Raw genomic sequence first — 18,068 nt, 5'->3', positions numbered from 1 at the left:
TAGCGGAACGCTGCGCCGTCATTGCGAGCGGTGATAGCCACGCGGCAACCCAGAGCGGGGCCTGCAATTTCCCAACGATCATATGCCCTCGATAGCCATACCCCCTCAATCGTCATACTCGGGCTTGACCCGAGTACCCATGCGATATTGCTGCGCTTCAGATGGGCGTGGGGTGGAGGCTTTCTCACGCCCTCTGCCGGTATCGATGGCGGGTCATGGGCCCTCGGGTCGAGCCCGAGGGTGACGACGGGTGAGGCGGGTGCCAAAGGGGAAGACGGCTGGCTTGTGTGTGTGCTGGGTGCTGCGCTCTCATACACACCTTCTTGCCCGGACTTGATCCGGGCATCCATTTGGTGTGGCGGGAATCGCATGGATCCTCGGGTCAGGTCCGGGGAGAAGGTCATGAGACCTATGGCCGCGTGGCAAGCCTGTCACCTTGGCCACCATCACCATCGCCCAAATCAGCTAGCCTTCCAGCGCTTCCAGCAAAGGGTCCAGCGCTGCGCCATAGCGTTCGGCAATGCCCACGGACTTGTTATAGATCGGCTGACGCACCTGGGCGATGCTGGCGGTGCGGACCGGACGCGACGTGTTGAAGAAATCAAGACAGGCATCGGACCAGTCGAGCCCGCAGGCGGCGAGCAGCCTGCGCGTTTCGCCTTCCTGATCGGCGACCAGTTTTTCATAATCGATATCATAGATCACGCCGGGCATGACCTGATGCCAATGAGCCATCAGATCCTGATAGAGACGGCAATAGCGCCCCAGTTCCGCCATGTCATAGCTGTGCAGCACGGCCCCATCGCCAAAATGGGTCTTGAACATGGAAAGGCTGGTATCGAGCAGATTGCGGCGGCAATGGACGATGATTGCCTTGGGGAACACAATCCTGATCAACCCGGCAAACATGAAATTGGCCGGCACCTTGTCAACGATATGCCGGGCCTCGGCTGAAAAGGTCCGCAACCGCGCCAGATAACGCTGCCCCATGGCCTGCAATTGCAGGGGCGTGACCTTGCGCATCAGCCGGGCAAAATCCGGGCTCACCAGATCATCGCAAAGCGCGTCGATCTGGTTGCGCAATTCGGGCAATTCGCCGGCACCGGCCACCTCGGGATGGCTCGACAATATCTGCTCGACCAGCGAGGTGCCCGAGCGCGGCAGACCCAGAACAAAGATTGGCGTTGCCTCATCCAGCCCCGCACCGGCAAAACTGGCGATCAGTTCGGCACTAAAGGTCGATTTGATGTCGGCAAACAGCTTCTCGGTTGCGCTCGGATCATAAGTCAGCTGCGCCCGCTTCAGCTTGTTGGCGGCCAGAACATGCTCAAAGGCCGGGCCAAAATCACGCGCGTCCTCCAGCACCTTGCCCAGGGCAAAATGCAGGGTCGTCTGATCCGCCGCCGACAATGCCGGATTGGCCAAAAGCTGGCGCATGCGCTCCAATTCAGCCGCGTCGGGGCCGGGCTTTGCGAGGAGCGCCAGCTTGCCATAGGCGGGCACATAATCAGGCTTTAACCCGATCACCTTGCGGCAGGCAGCAATGGCGGCATCAATCTGGCCTTCATTGGCAAGGCTTGCCGCATAATCCATCCAGACCCGGACATCGTCGGGATTGAGTTTGAGCGCCTGTTCAAACGCCGCTGCCGCATCCCGGTGCCGCCCCAGATGATCAAGCGCCTTGGCCAGCTGCACATGGCTGCGCGCCAGATTGGGGGCCATGCGCACGAAATCGCGCGCTGTGTTTTCCGCCGCCTCGGGCGCGGCCAGCCTCAGTTGCACATCAATCAGATTGTTGAGCGCACCGGCCAGAGCGGGCTGATATTTGAGCGCCCGTTTGTAACTGGCTTCCGCCTTGCGCAGGTCGCCGCAGGCATTCTGCACATTGCCAAGATTAAGATGCGCCCCGGCAAGTTTGGGGTCCAGCGCCAGAGCCTTGTGCAAATACCCCGCCGCCGCCTGATGACGGCCAAGGGCATGATGGAACATGCCCAGATCATTCCAGACCATCGCGTCTTTCGGGCTGAGCGCTGCCAGATCGAGCATGCGCTTGATCGCCAGATCCCCATCCCCGGCCTGAAACGCAATAATGCCACGCAAATGCATGGCATCCTTATGCAGCATATCGGCCTTGAGAATATGACGGCAAAGCGCATCGGCCTCGGCAAAGCGTCTGGCCCGCATTTCCTGCACCGCCTGGGCAAAGGCCTGCTGCAGATTAGTCGCCTGTTTTGACGCCTTTACCGGCTTCGGCCCCCGCCGCGCCGACACCATCAGTCAATTGTCTCGGCAACTTCCAGGGCATCGCGCTGCTTCTTGCTCAACCGTTCACTCTCGGATTTGAGCTGGCCGCAGGCCGCCGCAATATCGCGCCCACGCGGGGTGCGCACCGGCGAGGCATAACCGGCCCGGTTGACGATATCGGCAAAGCGTTCGATCCGCTCCCAGTCGGAACATTCATAATTGGAACCCGGCCAGGGATTGAACGGGATCAGATTGATCTTGGCCGGGATTTTCGCCAATAGCCGCACCAGTTCGCGCGCATCGGCATCGCTGTCATTAATGCCCTTGAGCATCACATATTCAAAAGTGATCCGCCGCGCATTGTTGAGCCCCGGATAGGTCCGGCAGGCTTCCAGCAGGGATTCAAGGTTCCATTTTTTGTTGATCGGCACCAGCTCATTGCGCAGGTCATCGCGCACCGCATGCAGGGAAATGGCCAGCTGCACGGCGATTTCGCGCCCGGTCGGCTCGATATAGGGCACAACCCCGGAAGTGGAGAGCGTAATGCGCCGCCGTGACAGTGAAATCGCGTCCCCGGCCTGGGCGATCAGCAGGGCCTGTTTGACGTTTTCATAATTATAAAGCGGCTCGCCCATGCCCATCATGACGATATTGGTCACGGCGCGGTTGTCCCCGCCCGGCACCAACCCGCCATCATCAGGCCGTGTACCGCCAGGGAAATCGCCCAGCCGCTCGCGCGCCATCAGCACCTGGCTGAGAATTTCACCCGCTGTCAGATTGCGCACCAGCTTTTGCGTGCCCGTGTGACAGAAGGTGCAGGTGAGCGTGCACCCGACCTGCGAGGAGACACAAAGCGTGCCGCGATCTGCCTCAGGGATATAGACCGTCTCCACATCGACCGGCGGCATGTTGGGCTGTGCCGGGTCCCGGAAACGGAACAGCCATTTGCGCGTGCCGTCATTGGAGACCTGCTCGGTAACAATCTCGGGACGATCGAGCGAAAACGCCTGTTCCAGCTCTGTGCGGAAGCCCTTGGCGATATTGGTCATCGCCGAGAATTCGGTGGTGCCGTTGACATATATCCAGTTCCACAACTGGCTGGCGCGCATCCGCGCCTCTTTTTCATTCAGCCCGAAATCGCGCAAGGCGGCGGTGACGCCGGTTTTCGGCAGACCGATCAACGGCACTTTCGCCCCCGTTACCGGGCGCGTTGTGGTCTCATGGGCGATATCAAGCGCAATGCTCATTGGTCTCGGGCTTTCATCAGGCAGCAGATAATCGCGTCGCTCTAGCACATTTGCCGGCGCGACGCCAAGAATTGACGCGATCACATCTGTTCCCGTTAGACGCCCCTTAAAGGGTGCCCGCGTTCAGGCCGGAGCGCTAGGAGCATTCCCGGTCAATGGCCCGCGATGCGGCGGTAACCCCGGAGAGCGAAAAGGTTTGCACCACTTTTGTGCCCTCGGCGGTGACATTCTCGATCGAAAGGGTTGAGCCCGCCCGCATGGAACCTGCCAGATTGTCCGACTGGGCCGGATCATCCAGCCATGCCGCATCCGCATCGATGAACAGCGGGAAACTGGTGCCCCCGACACTGACCGAGGCATTCGCATCGACCGACAAGGGATAACCGGCAACGAAATTGAATTCATTGCGCACGCTCTCGCCGGGGCGATGGGTCAGGTATAGATAGGATTCGGTATAGCCATCGGGCCTGGGGCGCACATCCTGGGGCTTGGAGAGCACGAAGCACAGCTTGCCCGCCCCTTGCGAGGTCGTATAGGCAGACCAGTCATTGTAATCGCCCAACAGGCGCACAGACTGCGCCATGGCGACATCCACAAGGCTCGTGCCAGCCACAATGGCTGCCAGTACAATACCCGTTATTCTCACACTCATACTGTCCGTCTCACCATAAACGGTAAATTCCAGACTGCATTGGACTGCAGAAACAGGACGACTTCAAGGCAAACGCGCGAATATGGCAAACGCGCCTGACAAAGCCCGCCCGTGATCCCTATTGGTCAGGGTCTGTAACGGTCAGGAACAGGCCTTGTCGATCTCGCCCATTGCAGCGGTCACCCCGGAGAGGGAATAGGTATCCGTGGTATTGGTGCCGCGCTGGGACGTGCCCTTGACCACCATTTCGCGGCCGCGTTTCATCCCGTCCACAAACCCGCTTTCGTCACCCGCGCTCGCCAGCCAGGCCGCTGAGCCTTCAATCACCATCGGATAGCTTTTGCCATCCACGGCAACCGTGGGCGTGCCGCCGGTTTTGAGCGGATAGCCCACCAGCGTCTGCACCTCATTGCGGGTGCCAAGACCCTTGCGGTGAATAACCAGGAAATGAATCGGGTCCCGGTTCACATTGGTCGGCTGGGAATCCTGCGGCTGGCTGGAAATATAGCAGATCTGCCCATTGGCATCCGAACTCTTCCAGGCCGTCCAGCTATTGAACGTGCCAAGGCTTGTTGCCTCCTGCGCCAGTGCTGCCCCCGCAACACATTGCGCGGCAATCACCGCACCGGCACAAAGACCTCTTACGATTTTTCCGGTCTTCGACATTACCACCAACCCTTCATACTCTCGATCACTTCGCCCTGAGCCTACATCAAGCATGGTTACCAAGCTGCAAAAGCGATACACATTTGAATTAAACGCGACACTAGCGGTAAATTTGGCCGCAATTTGGCACCGAACACATTCAAGGCCCCTGTTTCGCCTTTCGTGCTGAATGAACCCTTAAGGAAGGCCCGTTTTGCAACGAATTTTATTTGTCTGTCTGGGAAATATCTGCCGCTCACCCACCGCCGAGGCGGTTTTTCGCACCCGCGCCCGGCAAGCGGGACTGGGCGGGATCGAGGTGGACAGCGCCGGCACGGGCGACTGGCATATCGGCGCACCGCCCGATCCACGCGCCATTATGGCGGCAAAAGCCCGGCAATATGACCTCTCAGACCTGCGCGGCCGGCAGGTCACTGTCGCCGATTTTTATGCCTTCAGCCACATCATGGCGATGGACCGGCAAAATCTCACAGCCCTTCAAGCGCTGGCACCGGCAGACAGCAAGGCGCAGCTGCAATTATTTCTCGACTATGCCGGCACAAATGGCGCCGAGGTGCCCGACCCCTATTTTGGCGGCACCGGCGGCTTTGACCATGTGCTTGACCTGATCGAGACCGCCAGCGACGGGCTGATTACTGCGCTGCGGCAACCGAATTCGTGACGCCCAGATCATAAGCCTCTTCGACGAGATAGGGGCCGCCACCCACCGAATTCCGCGAGGAATAGAGCACGAACCGGTCCGCCGTGAAGGTAAACGGCTCAAACCACATCGCCTCGGCCATGAACCGGGCAATGTCATTGGCGCTGGTATTGCGCAGCCGGGCCAGGGAAACATGGGGCACAAATTTGCGCCCGTCCGGGGCGAGGCCGATTTGTTGCAGGGACCGCTCCTGCGCCGCCTGCAACCGGGCCAGCGCGGGATTGCCATCCATGCCCGCATAAAGCGCCCGCGGCTTGTTGCCGCCAAACACGCCGAGATGGTTGAGCTTGATGGTCAGCGGGCCGGTATCGGCAAACCGTTCCAGCGCCCCGGCCACCTCATTGGCGGTCTGGTAATCGACATCGCCGATATAGCGCAGGGTAATGTGATAGTTTTGAGCGTCAATCCAGCGGGCGCCATGCAACCCGCCCCGCTTCAAAGACAGTGCAAACCCCACATCGCGCGGGATTTCTAGACCGGTGAAGAGCCTGGGCATTTACCCCTCCTCGTGAACGAATAACCGGATGGGCATGGTGGCCCGAATCAGACGCTAGCACAAAATCCTGTCACGAAATCTTCATTCATCATGCCACACCCGTCTATCTTGTAATCGCCACAAGCAACCGCCATATTGTGCACAAAGCTTGTTATCCGCCCAATTCGGATAATGCGCCGATTTGGAAAACGTAAAAAGGAACTGACCATGGCTCAATATGATCGACCAAGCGTCGGCATGCAGGCCGGCTCCGCCGCTCTCATCGACGAAGGTTTGCGCACCTATATGCTGCGCGTTTATAACTACATGACCGCAGGACTGGTCATCACCGGCCTTGTTGCCTTTTTCGGCAATATGATGGCCGTGACCAGCGACCAGGCAGCCGCCGTCGCCCAGGCCCCCAATGGGGCCCTGCTGACCCAGTTCGGCGTACTCCTTTATACAAGCCCGCTGATGTGGGTCATTGCCCTCTCGCCGCTGGCATTCGTTCTGGTGCTGTCCTTCGGCATCAACAAGATGAGCTTTGCCACCGCACAGCTGGTCTTCTGGGGTTTTGCCACGGTAATGGGCCTCTCGCTCTCCTCGATCTTCCTTGTGTACACAGGCACATCGATCGCGCGGGTCTTCTTCATCACGGCCGCCACCTTTGGTGCGATGAGCCTTTACGGCTACACCACCAAGCGTGACCTGACCGCCATCGGTTCATTCCTGTTCATGGGCCTGATCGGTCTCATCATCGCCTCGGTCGTCAATATCTTCCTGGCGTCCTCGATGCTGACCTTCGCCATCTCGGTGGCCGGTGTGCTGATCTTTGTGGGCCTGACCGCCTACGACACCCAGTCGATCAAGAACATGTATATGGAAAGCGATGGTCACGAGACCATGGGCAAGAAAGCCCTGATGGGTGCCCTGCGCCTCTATCTGGACTTCATCAACCTGTTCCTGATGCTGCTGCGCCTGATGGGCAACCGCAACTAGGTTGAACAACCTGAATATGAAGGCCGCAATTCCGATTGCGGCCTTTTTTGTATCTGCCATGCCAAATCAATAAGCCGGAGACAAACCATGTTCAGCCACGTCACTCTGGGGAGTGCAGACCTCGACCGCGCGGCCAAGTTCTACAATGCCGTATTGCAGCCCCTCGGGCTTGTGCAGCGCCGGGTCATGGCCGATACAGGCCCTAAAGCCCTTTGCTGGGCCAATGCCGCCGAAGAACTGCCCTATTTCTATATTTACGCCCCGTTTGACGGCAAACCGGCAACGCCCGGCAATGGTGCCATGGTCGCCTTCATGGCCGACAGCCCCGAAGCCGTGGACAAGGCCTTTGCCGGCGGCATGGCCAATGGCGGCAAAAGTGAGGGCGACCCCGGCGAACGGCCGCATTATGCGCCGGGTTATTATGGGGCCTATCTGCGCGACCCGGACGGCAACAAGGTGCATGTGACTTATCGCGGTGACAAGCTCTAGCGGGCACACCGCCCTATTTGATCACCACAAAGCTGGGCTCGAGCACCCGCAGGACCTTGTCGAGATCATGCCCGCGCCTGAGAACCCGGCCCTCGGCATTGGTCACCACATACTGGCCCTGCTTGTTGCGCAGCTTGGGGTTTTTCTCGATGACAAATTGCGGGCGTTCCGAGGTGCGCCGGTAGATCGAGAACAGCGCCCGGTCGCGCAGCATGTCCATGGCATAATCCCGCCATTCGCCACTGGCCACTTTCCGCCCATAGACATTGAGCAGCATCGCCAGTTCCTGACGGTCAAAACTGACAATTGACGGGGCCTTGCCCTGTGCGCTGCCTTTTTGGATATCGTTCACATGCACGACGGAAAAATTGCTTCCCCCGCTACGTGGTGCGCCTGGCCCAGCCAAATCAAACCACCCCATCGCTGATCATCTGACTGTCATAATTGCGGCGAATGCAGCATGATGCAAGCCCAAAGGCTGACACCTGGCCGCGCGCCTTACGGTGTTTCGCCAAGGCCCGCCATCGCATTGATGGTTTCCCTGTCCGCGGGTAAAAAGGCCTCAATGGTCACCTCCGAGAGGGTGACATCAACCGCTGTCCCGAAAATCGTCGTCGTGCTGATAAAAGACAGTGGTCCGGCCGGACTGTGCAACCGGATTGGAACGGCAATATCCTGATACCGCTTGCCTTTGGCATGGCCCTGTTTCGCGGCCGGGGGACAGGGGAATGTCTCCAGCTCGGCCTTAAGGGCAGCCAGTGCCGGATCCGCAGAAATCTCGATCTCATGATCCAGGCGCTTGAACACATGATCGCGCCATTCGCCCAGATTGATGATACGCGGCGCCAGTCCCGCCGGGTGCAGGCTGAGCCGCAACACATTTACCCGCCCCTCCAAAAGATGCGGCGCGATACCGGTTAGCAAGTGCGATACGGCATTATTCGCGCTGAGCAGCGTCCAGTGGCGGTCCACTGCCAGCGCCGGATGCGGCAGATACCCCTGCAAAATCCGCTCAATGGCTTCCCGCGCAACCGAGAGTTCAGGGGCATCGAGGGGATGCTGAGGAAAACAAGGCGCGTAACCGGCAGCATTCAGAATGACGTTCCGTTCCCGCAATGGCACGCCAAGCTGCTCTGTCAGCTGCATGATCATGTCGCGGCTGGGATGTGAGCGCCCGGACTCCAGAAAACTCAAATGGCGTTGTGAAATTTCCGCTTCCAGCGCCAGGCCGAGCTGGCTCAACCGGCGGCGTTGCCGCCAGTATTTCAACAACTCTCCGACCGTTTCGTAATGCTGCTCCACCCCACCAGATTAGGCGATCAAATGACTGGCAGCAATTACCTCCCGGGTAATCGACGCAAGATCAAAACCGGCAGATGTTCCAGCTCTCTTTCCACGGCCCATTAAGGGCTGCGGCCTTAAAAGGAGCCAGAAATGACCGTTCGTCAAAGCCGATTTTCGATCCAGTCCATCCTCGTTATCGACGCCATAACCTGCGCGGCAATGGCCGCTTTGCTTTTGCTCATCCCCGGGCTGGTTGCCGGGCTGACGCAAATCGCACCATCCGTCTTGTTCTGGGCCGGTCTGATTTTGGTACCCGTCGCAGTCTTTATGATGGTTATCGCCAGATCATTGAGGCCCCCGGCCTGGACCGTGCAAGTGGTTATCGCCGGGAATGTGCTCTGGGTTCTTGCCAGCGTCATTCTGCCCTTAAGCGGATGGATTGCGCCAAATGCGCTGGGCTGGACGTTTTTGCTGCTGCAAGCAGCCATCGTTACCGTGTTCGCCTGGCTTGAATGGACCGCCATCCAGCCCATGATGGCAACAGACTGACCGGCCAGACCGCTATTGCGGGGGGCAGGGTACCGTTCTCGGCCAGAAATGACCCAATTTAGAACACAATATGTCCCCAACTGCGCCAGAATGCAGGGCTAGAAACAATTATTGCCTCCAGTGGCCGGTGCCCGGGCCGATCGAGCCCCCAAACCATGAAGTCTGGGTACCGGCCGCCCCTCATCTCCAAAGTCTGAAAACCCCGCCTTGATGCGGGGTTTTTGCCATGCGAAATCGCACCGGATCAGCGTTTGAACGAGGCGGCCCCGATAATCCGGCCAGGCAGCCCGCCCGCTTCCTCCTGCACGAGAATGACAGCCCCGTCATTATCCGCGCCGATCACCTCGGACAGCGGCAATTTGACATGCGCGCCCGTCTCCGGCTCCCACATGCCCAAAACCTGCCGTCCGGTGACAATCTGGGTGTAATCAAAAGCACGGCCCGCCAGCTCGCCCCGTTCAATTTCGACCTCTGCCCGGTCGCGGAATTTTACCAGCCAGATCACCGATTCCTTTTGTTGCGCATCGGCATCGATTCGCACATCGAGCATATCCGCATTCGCCGAAAGCGTGACCGGCACCGGCAAGTCTGCCGCCGCCACTGCCGCCTTCACCTCGGTGCTGCGCGACCCCACCACATCCTGTGTGCCATTGACCATTAATTGCGGGGTATAAATGCGCGTTTGGCGCTGCGCCTTGGCGTAAGCGCGCTGATAGTCGGAATTATCGGCACTGCCAAAAACGTCCCGCCAGCCGATATAGTCCCAGTAATCAACATGATAGGCCAAAGCGATCACATCATCACGTGCATCATAGGCACTTAAAAGCTTGTCCGCCGCCGGGCAGGATGAACACCCCTGGCTGGTAAACAGCTCCAGAACGGCCACGGGATGCAGCTTCACCTCAGCCGTTTGCGCAGCGCTGCCGGGCAGCAACCCCGCAAGCACCGACAAAACAAAAACAGGCCTGAATATCTGGTTCATTATCATGCCGATATTTTAGGTGGCTCAGGGCGCAACCGCCAGTCACATGGCGGTGAATTCACTACACCGTGATGCCCCGGGGGCAATCTGTAAGCATTTTGGCAACCCTATTCGCCGACATTATGCGCGAGAGTGACCAATGGTGCTATCTCCGCACGTGGAGACACGGACGCATGTTTTTAGAATACGATTCCTTTTTGATAGCCGCAGGCACCACGGCAGCGGTGATCTGTTTGACATTTTTTCTCTCCTGGCTTTCAGACCGCACCATCAATTTCCTGGTGACGGCCGGCAGCGCCATGCTGACGATCACAATCGCCATCATCTGTTTTGCCACCTATATCACCTCGAAAAGCGCCGTTTTCGGCTTCAGCGCCGCCATCAGCCTGACATTCGGACTGGCCCTCGGACAAGCCGCCGCGCAGCAATACCGCACCGGCAAGCTATCGCCGCGTCTGGTCACGATTTTATCGCTGACCATGCTCCCGCCAATGATCTTGGCCCAGATTCTGGGTTTTGACGGGCTCGTCTTCATTCAGCTCAATTTTTATTGCGCCATCCTGCTGGTCACCATGGCCCGCGAATACTGGTATTGCCGCCGGGAAAGCCCGGCTGTCACCATCTTGCTGTGTGCCCTCTATGTCATCCTGTCGGTTTCATTCCTGCTTTGCGCCATCGTGCTGGCCATCGAGACACCGCTTGTGCTCAACGGCCCCCCAACCAATTGGGCTGAATCGCTTAACGTAATGGTATCGGTCCTCGCAGTAGCGGGTATTGGCGCCCTGTCCATCGCGCTTCACCACCAGCGCCTGATCAAGCGCCACCGCAATGCCGCCATGACCGATGCATTGACCGGATTGTTGAACCGCCGCGCCCTGTTCGAGGCTTATGGCGAGGAGCTGCTGCCGCCGGGCACGGCCATCGTCTTGTTCGATCTCGACCACTTCAAACAGGTCAATGACCGTCACGGCCACACCGCCGGGGACAATGTGTTGATACGCTTTGCCGAAATCTGCAGCGCCTATATCGGCATCAATGACACCGCCATCCGCATGGGGGGCGAGGAATTTCTGATCGTTATGCCCTACACAAGTGGCGACAAGGCCCTGGTCATTGCGGAAAGAATCCGCATTGCGCTGGCAAAGGAAGTCTTCACAACGGATGAAGGCGTGTTGCGCTGCACGGTCAGCGCCGGCATTTATGCAGCCCACCCGCTGGAGCACCTGCCCCTCGACACCAGCCTCAGACATGCCGACAAGGCGCTCTATGTCGCCAAGGATACCGGCCGCAACCGCACCCGGCTGCAGGAACCACGCCTGGTGGCCTGACGCCTGTCCCTCATGGCAGACAAAACAAAAGGGCGGCCCCGGCAAGGACCGCCCTTTGTCATCTCGATAAACGCGAGGACCTATTCGGCAACAAGGTTCCGCAGCACATAGTGCAGGATACCGCCATTGCGATAGTAATCGAGTTCGTTCTCGGTATCGATCCGGCACAGCGTTTCCGCCGTCACCACCGAGCCATCCGGCCGGGCGATTTTGACCGCAACAGTCGAGCGCGGCGTAATCGTCTCGACATTGTCGATATCGATCGTCTCATCACCGGTCAGACCAAGGCTCTGCCAGCTCTCGCCTTCCTTGAACTGCAGGGGCAATACGCCCATGCCGATCAGGTTGGAACGATGGATGCGCTCAAAGCTCTGCGCCACCACGGCCCGCACGCCCAGAAGCGTGGTGCCCTTGGCCGCCCAGTCACGTGAGGAGCCGGTGCCATATTCCTTGCCGGCAAACACCACAAGTGGTGTGTCGGTTTCGGCATAAGCCATGGCCGCATCATACATTGCCATGGTCGAACCATCCGGGCCCTTGGAGAAACCGCCCTCAACACCCGGCACCATCTGGTTCTTGATGCGGATATTGGCAAAGGTGCCGCGCATCATGATCTCGTGATTGCCGCGCCGCGCCCCATAGGAGTTGAAATCCTTGGGCATGACCTGACGTTCGGTCAGATACTGGCCCGCAGGCGTATCCTTTTTGAACGACCCGGCGGGGGAGATGTGGTCGGTGGTGATCGAATCAAGGAACAGGCTGAGAACCCGCGCATTCTTGACGTCTGTTACCGCATCCGGCTCCATCGACAAGCCGTCGAAATAGGGCGGGTTGCGCACATAGGTCGAGGATGGGTTCCAGTCATAGGTCTCGCCACCGGTGACCTCGATCCCCTGCCAGTGCTCGTCACCCTTGAACACGTCGGAATAGCGCGACTTGAACATTTCAGGGGTGATATAGGTGCGCACCAGCTCGGCGATCTCGGCATTGCTCGGCCAGATATCCTTCAAATAGACAGGATTGCCGTTCTTGTCATTGCCCAGCGAATCGGTGGTCACATTGACAAACATCGACCCGGCAATGGCATAGGCCACAACCAGCGGGGGTGAGGCCAGATAATTGGCCCGCACATCCGGATTGACCCGGCCCTCGAAATTGCGGTTGCCCGACAGAACCGAACAGGCAACCAGATCATTCTCGTTGATTGTCTCGGAAATCGCCGTCGGCAGCGGACCGGAATTGCCGATACAGGTGGTGCAGCCATAACCGACAAGGTTAAAGCCCATCGCATCGAGATCTTCCTGCAGGCCGGCCGCCTTCAGATATTCGGTAACCACCTGCGAGCCGGGGGCCAGCGAGGTCTTGACCCAGGGCTTGGACTGCAGGCCCAGTTCCCGTGCCTTGCGCGCCACAAGCCCGGCTGCAATCAACACGGTCGGGTTGGAGGTATTGGTGCATGACGTGATCGCGGCAATCACCACATCGCCATCGGCCAGACCATGGTCTGTGCCTTTGACTTCGCAGCGTGCTTCCTCGGGAATGTCATCAACACCGGTTGCACCTTCATCCACAAAGCGCGATTCGCCATTGGGTTCGGGCAGGGTATTGCGATCCTTGCGGCCGCCGGAGAGATCAGTCAGCGCTTCGCGGAACTTCTCGGGCGCTTCAGCCAGAACCACACGATCCTGCGGACGCTTTGGCCCCGAGATCGAAGGCACAACCGTTGACAGATCGAGTTCCAGTGTATCGGTGAAGACCGGTTCAGCCGATGACGCATCGCGGAACATGTCCTGCGCCTTGGCATAGGCTTCCACAAGGGCCACCCGCTCGGGATCACGGCCTGACGTCTTCAGATAGGCCAGTGTGTCCTCATCGACCGGGAAGAAGCCGCAGGTTGCGCCATATTCCGGCGCCATATTGGCGATGGTCGCCTCATCCTCAAGGCTGAGGGCATCAAGGCCCGGCCCGTAGAATTCGACGAACTTGCCCACAACGCCCTTTTTGCGCAGCATTTCAACAACTGTCAGCACCAGATCGGTGGCCGTAATGCCCTCGGCAATCTGGCCGGTCAGCTTGAAACCGACAACTTCCGGGATCAGCATGGTAATCGGCTGGCCGAGCATGGCCGCCTCAGCTTCAATACCGCCCACACCCCAGCCGAGAACGGCAAGACCGTTGACCATGGTTGTGTGGCTGTCTGTACCCACCAGGGTGTCGGGATAAGCGACGGTTTCGCCATCCTCTTCCTTGGTCCAGACCGTCTGGGCCAGATATTCAAGATTGACCTGATGGCAAATGCCGGTGCCGGGGGGCACAACGCGGAAATTGTCAAACGCGGACTGACCCCAGCGCAGGAACTCATAGCGCTCGCCATTGCGCTCATATTCCAGATCGACATTCTGGTTGAAGGCGAGTGCCGTGCCGAAATTATCCACCATCACCGAGTGATCGATGACGAGATCGACCGGCACGAGCGGGTTGATCTTTTGCGGATTGGCGCCAAGCTTGGCCGTGGCATCGCGCATGGCGGCCAGATCGACCACGGCGGGGACACCGGTGAAATCCTGCATCAGCACGCGGGCTGGACGATAGGAGATCTCGTGGGTGGACTTGCGCGTCTTGAGCCATTCGGCCACCGCGACAATGTCCTCTTTTTTAACGGTGCGCCCGTCTTCGAAGCGCAACAGGTTTTCCAGCACAACCTTCATGGAGTGCGGAAGTTTGGAAATGCCGGCCAGACCGTTCTTTTCCGCTTCGGGAAGCGAATAATAGGTATAGGACTTGCCGCCGACATCCAGCGTCTTTTTTGACTTGAAACTATCGAGAGATTTTTGTGCCACTGCGCCACCTGCTGTTCGGTGAAGAAAATGCCCCCAAGCACCAAGCGTCCTACCAGGCCACGCGGCACGGGGAGTAAGAGGAGTATCAAACCGGCCTCCTTGCCGGGTCGTCACGGGCCTTATACTGAAATGATTCTAAGGTTGCCAGTCTCGACTTTTACCGCATATCAAGGTGACGTGATGAACCACGCCCGAATCCATGCCCCCCGTCACCTCGATGTGACCGGCCTGACCTGTCTGCGCGGAGAACGCGAGATATTCGCCGATCTGTCATTCAGCGTCGCCCCCGGAACCGCGCTTTTGCTGCGCGGCCCCAATGGCGCGGGCAAAACCAGCCTGATGATGTGCCTTGCCGGCTTTTTGCACACCCAGCAGGGCACAATTGTCTGGCAGGGCCGCGACCCCGAACAGCGGCCGGGCGAAGACATGCATTTTATTGGCCATCAAAGCGCCGTCAAACCCGACCTCAGCGTTAATGAAAATCTAAAATTCTGGGCCAGCATCAATGGCGGCGACCCCGCCAACACCGCCAATGCGCTTGAAGCGGCGGGAATCGGGCACACAGCCGATCTGGATGCCGCATTATTGTCTGCCGGGCAGACCCGCAGACTGGCGCTCGCCCGCCTGCTCGCCGCCCCCCGCCCCGTCTGGCTGCTCGATGAACCCACCTCCGCCCTTGATGCCGCAGGGGACAAATGGATTGCCGGCCTGATTGACACCCATCTCGATCAGGGTGGGCTGGTGATTGCCGCAACCCATCTCGATCTGGCGCTCAAGCCCGCATCGCGCATCAAAACGCTCGACCTTGGGGCAACAGCATGACCGCTTTTTATGCCCTTTTGCGGCGCGATTTGAAGCTTGCCACCCGCAGTTCCGGCGACATGCTCACCCTTGTGCTGTTTTTCATCATGGTCGGCACCATCACCCCTTTTGCCATTGGGCCCGACAAGGCCGTGCTGGCGCGTCTCGCCCCCGGCATTGTCTGGATCGCCGCCTTTCTGGCCAGTCTTTTGGCCATGGACCGCCTGTTCCGCGCCGATCACGAGGATGGCTCACTTCTGGCCATGCGCCATGCCGCCCTTTCGCTGGAAACCATCACCTTTGCCAAAATCATCGCCCACTGGCTGACCACAGCCCTGCCGCTGATGATTGCCACCCCTTTCATGGCCGTCATGCTCAATATGGACATGACCATTTTCACGCGCACATTGATTTCGCTGGCGCTCGGCACCCCGGCCCTCACCGCCTTTGGCGCTGTCGGGGCGGCGATTACCGTGTCACTACGTCGCGGGGGATTGATCGCACCGGTCCTTATATTGCCCCTATCGATACCGATCCTGATTTTCGGTGTCGGGGCCATCAATGCCAATGCGGGACCGGATGCCGAAACCGCCGCCATGCTGTTTCTTGGCGGCATCAGCCTTGTCTCTGTCGCCTTTGTACCCTTTGCTGCAGCGCTTGCGCTTAAACTGACACAGGAATAACAATCCCGGCCAATCCCGGCACCGGAACGAATGCATGAGCCCAGACACCGCAAAACCGATGAACTGGTTCGACAAACTGGCCCATCCCGGCCAGTTCCTGATCTGGTCGCGCCCCCTGATCTGGCCATTGGCCGTGATCACCACCCTCATGTTCGCGCTCGGGCTCTGGTACGCTTTCTTCAATTCACCAGAAGACTATCAGATGGGCGACACGGTGCGGATCATGTATATCCACGTGCCCAATGCCTGGCTCTCCCAGTTCTGCTATGTGCTCATGGCAGCCTCGGCCATTGGCACCCTTGTCTGGCGTCATCCCATGGCCGATGTGTCGATGAAAGCCGCCGCCCCCTTGGGCGCAGCCTTTACCGCCATGGCGCTTTATACCGGCGCGCTCTGGGGCCGTCCCACCTGGGGCACCTATTGGGAATGGGACGGGCGCATGACCTCAACCCTCATCCTTTTGCTGATGTATCTGGGATTGATTGCCCTCTGGCGCGCCTTTGACGACCAGTTGCGCGCCGCCAAACTGATCGCCGTTTTGACCCTTGTCGGCGCGATCAACATTCCGGTGATCAAGTTCTCGGTCGACTGGTGGAACACCCTGCACCAGCCTGCCAGCGTCTTGCGCGCCGGGGGGCCTTCCATGCCGCCCTCAATCTATATCCCGTTATTTGTGATGACCTTTGCCTTCACCTTCTTGTTCCTCACCCTGCATCTGGTTTCCATGCGCAGCGAGGTTTTGCGCCGGCGGGTCCGCTCGCTTGAACGCAAACAGGCCAACGGAGCGGTGAAATGATTGATCTTGGCCCGCACGAAACCTTTATTTTTTTCGCCTATCTGGGTGTGGCGCTGGTGACATTTGGCCTGATCGGCATGGTCGCAATCGATGCCCGCCGCCAAAAAGCCCGCCTTGAAGCCCTCGATGCCATGGGTATTCGCCGTGGCACGGCAAACGGGAAGCCGAAAACGTGAAACGCATTGCCCTGCTGCTGACCCCGCTCGCGCTCTTGATTGGTCTGGTCGCCCTTTTTGCGCTCAATATCGACCGCGACCCCAATTTCATCCCCTCCGCCCTGCTCAACAAGCCGGTGCCGGCCATGACCCTGCCGCCGATTGACGAGACGATTGGCATAGAAGGTTTTGGACCCGATGACCTCAAGGGTCAGGTGACCCTGGTCAATGTCTTTGCCTCATGGTGCATCCCCTGCCGCGATGAACACCCCTTGCTCATGCAGCTCGCACAAGAAAACGGCGTGACCATTTACGGCATCAACGAAAAGGATGCGCCGGAGAATGCCCGGAAATTCCTCTCGGAACTGGGCAATCCCTATCAGCGGATCGGGGCCGACGCCAATGGCCGCGTCGCCATTGAATGGGGCGTTTATGGCGTGCCGGAGACCTTTGTGGTCAATGCAAAGGGGATTATCACCTACAAGCATGTAGGCCCCCTCTCGGAGAAGGCGGTCACAACCTCGCTATTGCCAGCCCTTGCTGCGGCCGGCCTGGCCGATTGATCTGAAATCGATCGCTATTCGGCAGGGGTTTCCTCGGTGATCGCGTGCGTGGTGAGTACCCTCAGCTGAAAGAACGAGAATGCCAGCGTCAGCGGCATGATGCCCCAGACCTTGAAGGACACCCAGGCATCGGTGGAAAAATTGCGCCAAACCACCTCGTTGAGCACCGCCAGCACCAGAAAGAACAGGCCCCAGCGCACGGTCAATATCCGCCAGCCTTCCGGCCTCAGCTTGTAGACCTCACCAAACACATATTTGAGCAGCGACTGGCCAAACACCAACCCGCCCAAAAGCACGGCCCCGAACAATATATTGACGATGGTCGGCTTCATCTTGATGAAGGTGTCATCCTGCAGGTAAAGCGTCAGCCCGCCAAAAACCAGCACAACAACAGCGGTCACCAAAGGCATGATCGCCACGCGCTTCATCATGAACCAGCTGACGGCGATGGAGATCACCATCGCGCCCATAAACCAGGCGGTCGCCGCAAAAATATCCGCCCGGGCATTGACGAAAAAGAAGATCACCAGGGGCCCCAGTTCCAGCGCCAGCTTGATCAGCTGCGGTTTCAGGTCACCTGTTTGGTTTGCGGGCAGTTTCGTCTCGTCAGCCATG

General features: G+C 58.9%; 20 protein-coding genes. 10 read left to right on the top strand and 10 right to left on the bottom strand.

All coding sequences use genetic code 11. The annotated features are described in order from the left end of the window. Positions 1-465: 465 nt before the first annotated feature. The 4 genes from L1P08_RS11510 to L1P08_RS11495 form a co-directional block, all read right to left on the bottom strand. Positions 466-2,274: a tetratricopeptide repeat-containing sulfotransferase family protein gene (locus L1P08_RS11510; protein ID WP_303617154.1), complete on the bottom strand. Its 1,809-nt coding sequence runs from the start codon at positions 2,272-2,274 to the stop codon at positions 466-468. Continuing rightward, a complete protein-coding gene (rlmN, locus tag L1P08_RS11505; RefSeq protein ID WP_303619558.1) occupies positions 2,274-3,491 on the bottom strand; it encodes a dual-specificity RNA methyltransferase RlmN in 1,218 nt (405 codons plus the stop codon). The genes L1P08_RS11510 and rlmN overlap by 1 nt, the downstream gene beginning before the upstream one ends. A gap of 136 nt (positions 3,492-3,627) precedes the next feature. Further along, complete coding sequence (locus L1P08_RS11500; RefSeq protein ID WP_303617153.1) at positions 3,628-4,143, bottom strand: invasion associated locus B family protein; 516 nt, start codon at positions 4,141-4,143, stop codon at positions 3,628-3,630. A gap of 141 nt (positions 4,144-4,284) precedes the next feature. Further along, the gene (locus L1P08_RS11495; protein ID WP_303617152.1) at positions 4,285-4,809 is read right to left on the bottom strand and encodes an invasion associated locus B family protein; all 525 of its coding nucleotides are present in this window, start codon (positions 4,807-4,809) and stop codon (positions 4,285-4,287) included. Positions 4,810-5,002: 193 nt separating this feature from the next. On the opposite strand from L1P08_RS11495, the gene L1P08_RS11490 reads away from it, so the two are divergent. Further along, positions 5,003-5,470, top strand: coding sequence for a low molecular weight protein-tyrosine-phosphatase (locus L1P08_RS11490; RefSeq protein WP_303617151.1), 468 nt, complete (start codon positions 5,003-5,005; stop codon positions 5,468-5,470). On the opposite strand, the gene thpR is transcribed toward L1P08_RS11490, so the two are convergent. Further along, complete coding sequence (gene thpR, locus L1P08_RS11485; RefSeq protein WP_303617150.1) at positions 5,442-6,005, bottom strand: RNA 2',3'-cyclic phosphodiesterase; 564 nt, start codon at positions 6,003-6,005, stop codon at positions 5,442-5,444. The genes L1P08_RS11490 and thpR overlap by 29 nt on opposite strands. Before the next feature lie 207 nt (positions 6,006-6,212). On the opposite strand from thpR, the gene L1P08_RS11480 reads away from it, so the two are divergent. Then, the gene (locus L1P08_RS11480; RefSeq protein ID WP_303617149.1) at positions 6,213-6,983 is read left to right on the top strand and encodes a Bax inhibitor-1/YccA family protein; all 771 of its coding nucleotides are present in this window, start codon (positions 6,213-6,215) and stop codon (positions 6,981-6,983) included. Between the two features lie 87 nt (positions 6,984-7,070). After that, positions 7,071-7,472 carry a VOC family protein gene (locus tag L1P08_RS11475; RefSeq protein ID WP_303617148.1) on the top strand — a complete coding sequence of 134 codons (402 nt, stop codon included), beginning with the start codon at positions 7,071-7,073 and terminating at the stop codon, positions 7,470-7,472. 13 nt (positions 7,473-7,485) lie between these two features. Here L1P08_RS11475 and L1P08_RS11470 read toward each other — a convergent pair whose 3' ends face one another. After that, complete coding sequence (locus tag L1P08_RS11470) at positions 7,486-7,824, bottom strand: DUF2794 domain-containing protein (protein WP_303617147.1); 339 nt, start codon at positions 7,822-7,824, stop codon at positions 7,486-7,488. Positions 7,825-7,970: 146 nt separating this feature from the next. Continuing rightward, positions 7,971-8,741, bottom strand: a complete 771-nt coding sequence (locus L1P08_RS11465) for a helix-turn-helix domain-containing protein (protein ID WP_303617146.1) — start codon at positions 8,739-8,741, stop codon at positions 7,971-7,973. 165 nt (positions 8,742-8,906) lie between these two features. Here L1P08_RS11465 and L1P08_RS11460 point away from each other — a divergent pair, with 165 nt between their 5' ends. Next, entirely contained in the window at positions 8,907-9,305 is a 399-nt protein-coding gene (locus tag L1P08_RS11460; RefSeq protein ID WP_303617145.1) for a hypothetical protein, read from the top strand. 244 nt (positions 9,306-9,549) lie between these two features. On the opposite strand, the gene L1P08_RS11455 is transcribed toward L1P08_RS11460, so the two are convergent. Next, the gene (locus tag L1P08_RS11455) at positions 9,550-10,287 is read right to left on the bottom strand and encodes a DUF1223 domain-containing protein (RefSeq protein WP_303617144.1); all 738 of its coding nucleotides are present in this window, start codon (positions 10,285-10,287) and stop codon (positions 9,550-9,552) included. A 173-nt stretch (positions 10,288-10,460) separates the two neighbouring features. Between L1P08_RS11455 and L1P08_RS11450 the strand changes: the two genes are divergently transcribed. Continuing rightward, positions 10,461-11,615 (top strand): GGDEF domain-containing protein, encoded by a 1,155-nt coding sequence (locus L1P08_RS11450; protein WP_303617143.1) that lies wholly within the window; start codon positions 10,461-10,463, stop codon positions 11,613-11,615. 80 nt (positions 11,616-11,695) lie between these two features. Here the strand turns inward: L1P08_RS11450 and acnA are convergent, their stop codons facing one another. Further along, complete coding sequence (gene acnA / locus L1P08_RS11445; RefSeq protein ID WP_303617142.1) at positions 11,696-14,455, bottom strand: aconitate hydratase AcnA; 2,760 nt, start codon at positions 14,453-14,455, stop codon at positions 11,696-11,698. Positions 14,456-14,635: 180 nt separating this feature from the next. Between acnA and ccmA the strand changes: the two genes are divergently transcribed. Genes ccmA through L1P08_RS11420 form a run of 5 tightly spaced genes read left to right on the top strand, consistent with a single transcriptional unit; the run spans position 14,636 to position 17,453 of the window. Further along, positions 14,636-15,277: a heme ABC exporter ATP-binding protein CcmA gene (gene ccmA, locus L1P08_RS11440; protein ID WP_303617141.1), complete on the top strand. Its 642-nt coding sequence runs from the start codon at positions 14,636-14,638 to the stop codon at positions 15,275-15,277. Then, positions 15,274-15,939, top strand: coding sequence for a heme exporter protein CcmB (ccmB, locus tag L1P08_RS11435; RefSeq protein WP_303617140.1), 666 nt, complete (start codon positions 15,274-15,276; stop codon positions 15,937-15,939). Before ccmA ends, ccmB begins: the two co-directional genes overlap by 4 nt. A gap of 34 nt (positions 15,940-15,973) precedes the next feature. Continuing rightward, complete coding sequence (locus tag L1P08_RS11430; protein ID WP_438268411.1) at positions 15,974-16,735, top strand: heme ABC transporter permease; 762 nt, start codon at positions 15,974-15,976, stop codon at positions 16,733-16,735. Beyond that, positions 16,732-16,911: a heme exporter protein CcmD gene (gene ccmD, locus L1P08_RS11425; protein WP_438268410.1), complete on the top strand. Its 180-nt coding sequence runs from the start codon at positions 16,732-16,734 to the stop codon at positions 16,909-16,911. The genes L1P08_RS11430 and ccmD overlap by 4 nt, the downstream gene beginning before the upstream one ends. Continuing rightward, the gene (locus tag L1P08_RS11420) at positions 16,908-17,453 is read left to right on the top strand and encodes a DsbE family thiol:disulfide interchange protein (protein ID WP_303617139.1); all 546 of its coding nucleotides are present in this window, start codon (positions 16,908-16,910) and stop codon (positions 17,451-17,453) included. Before ccmD ends, L1P08_RS11420 begins: the two co-directional genes overlap by 4 nt. Before the next feature lie 14 nt (positions 17,454-17,467). On the opposite strand, the gene L1P08_RS11415 is transcribed toward L1P08_RS11420, so the two are convergent. After that, positions 17,468-18,067, bottom strand: a complete 600-nt coding sequence (locus L1P08_RS11415) for a septation protein A (protein WP_303617138.1) — start codon at positions 18,065-18,067, stop codon at positions 17,468-17,470. Between the last annotated feature and the right edge of the window lies 1 nt (position 18,068).

Source organism: Mariluticola halotolerans, from assembly GCF_021611515.1.
Lineage (GTDB): Bacteria > Pseudomonadota > Alphaproteobacteria > Rhizobiales > Devosiaceae > Mariluticola > Mariluticola halotolerans.
Note: the sequence above shows the minus strand (reverse complement) of the source record. Positions and strands in the feature narration are given on the sequence as shown.

Bases quoted from the DNA above. Each gene is read 5' to 3' on its own strand.
- L1P08_RS11510 (WP_303617154.1), bottom strand. From the start codon at position 2,274: ATGGTGTCGGCGCGGCGGGGGCCGAAGCCGGTAAAGGCGTCAAAACAG.
- rlmN (WP_303619558.1), bottom strand. From the start codon at position 3,491: ATGAGCATTGCGCTTGATATCGCCCATGAGACCACAACGCGCCCGGTA.
- L1P08_RS11500 (WP_303617153.1), bottom strand. From the start codon at position 4,143: ATGAGTGTGAGAATAACGGGTATTGTACTGGCAGCCATTGTGGCTGGC.
- L1P08_RS11495 (WP_303617152.1), bottom strand. From the start codon at position 4,809: ATGTCGAAGACCGGAAAAATCGTAAGAGGTCTTTGTGCCGGTGCGGTG.
- thpR (WP_303617150.1), bottom strand. From the start codon at position 6,005: ATGCCCAGGCTCTTCACCGGTCTAGAAATCCCGCGCGATGTGGGGTTT.
- L1P08_RS11480 (WP_303617149.1), top strand. From the start codon at position 6,213: ATGGCTCAATATGATCGACCAAGCGTCGGCATGCAGGCCGGCTCCGCC.
- L1P08_RS11475 (WP_303617148.1), top strand. From the start codon at position 7,071: ATGTTCAGCCACGTCACTCTGGGGAGTGCAGACCTCGACCGCGCGGCC.
- L1P08_RS11460 (WP_303617145.1), top strand. From the start codon at position 8,907: ATGACCGTTCGTCAAAGCCGATTTTCGATCCAGTCCATCCTCGTTATC.
- L1P08_RS11455 (WP_303617144.1), bottom strand. From the start codon at position 10,287: ATGAACCAGATATTCAGGCCTGTTTTTGTTTTGTCGGTGCTTGCGGGG.
- L1P08_RS11450 (WP_303617143.1), top strand. From the start codon at position 10,461: ATGTTTTTAGAATACGATTCCTTTTTGATAGCCGCAGGCACCACGGCA.
- ccmA (WP_303617141.1), top strand. From the start codon at position 14,636: ATGAACCACGCCCGAATCCATGCCCCCCGTCACCTCGATGTGACCGGC.
- ccmB (WP_303617140.1), top strand. From the start codon at position 15,274: ATGACCGCTTTTTATGCCCTTTTGCGGCGCGATTTGAAGCTTGCCACC.
- L1P08_RS11430 (WP_438268411.1), top strand. From the start codon at position 15,974: ATGAGCCCAGACACCGCAAAACCGATGAACTGGTTCGACAAACTGGCC.
- ccmD (WP_438268410.1), top strand. From the start codon at position 16,732: ATGATTGATCTTGGCCCGCACGAAACCTTTATTTTTTTCGCCTATCTG.
- L1P08_RS11415 (WP_303617138.1), bottom strand. From the start codon at position 18,067: ATGGCTGACGAGACGAAACTGCCCGCAAACCAAACAGGTGACCTGAAA.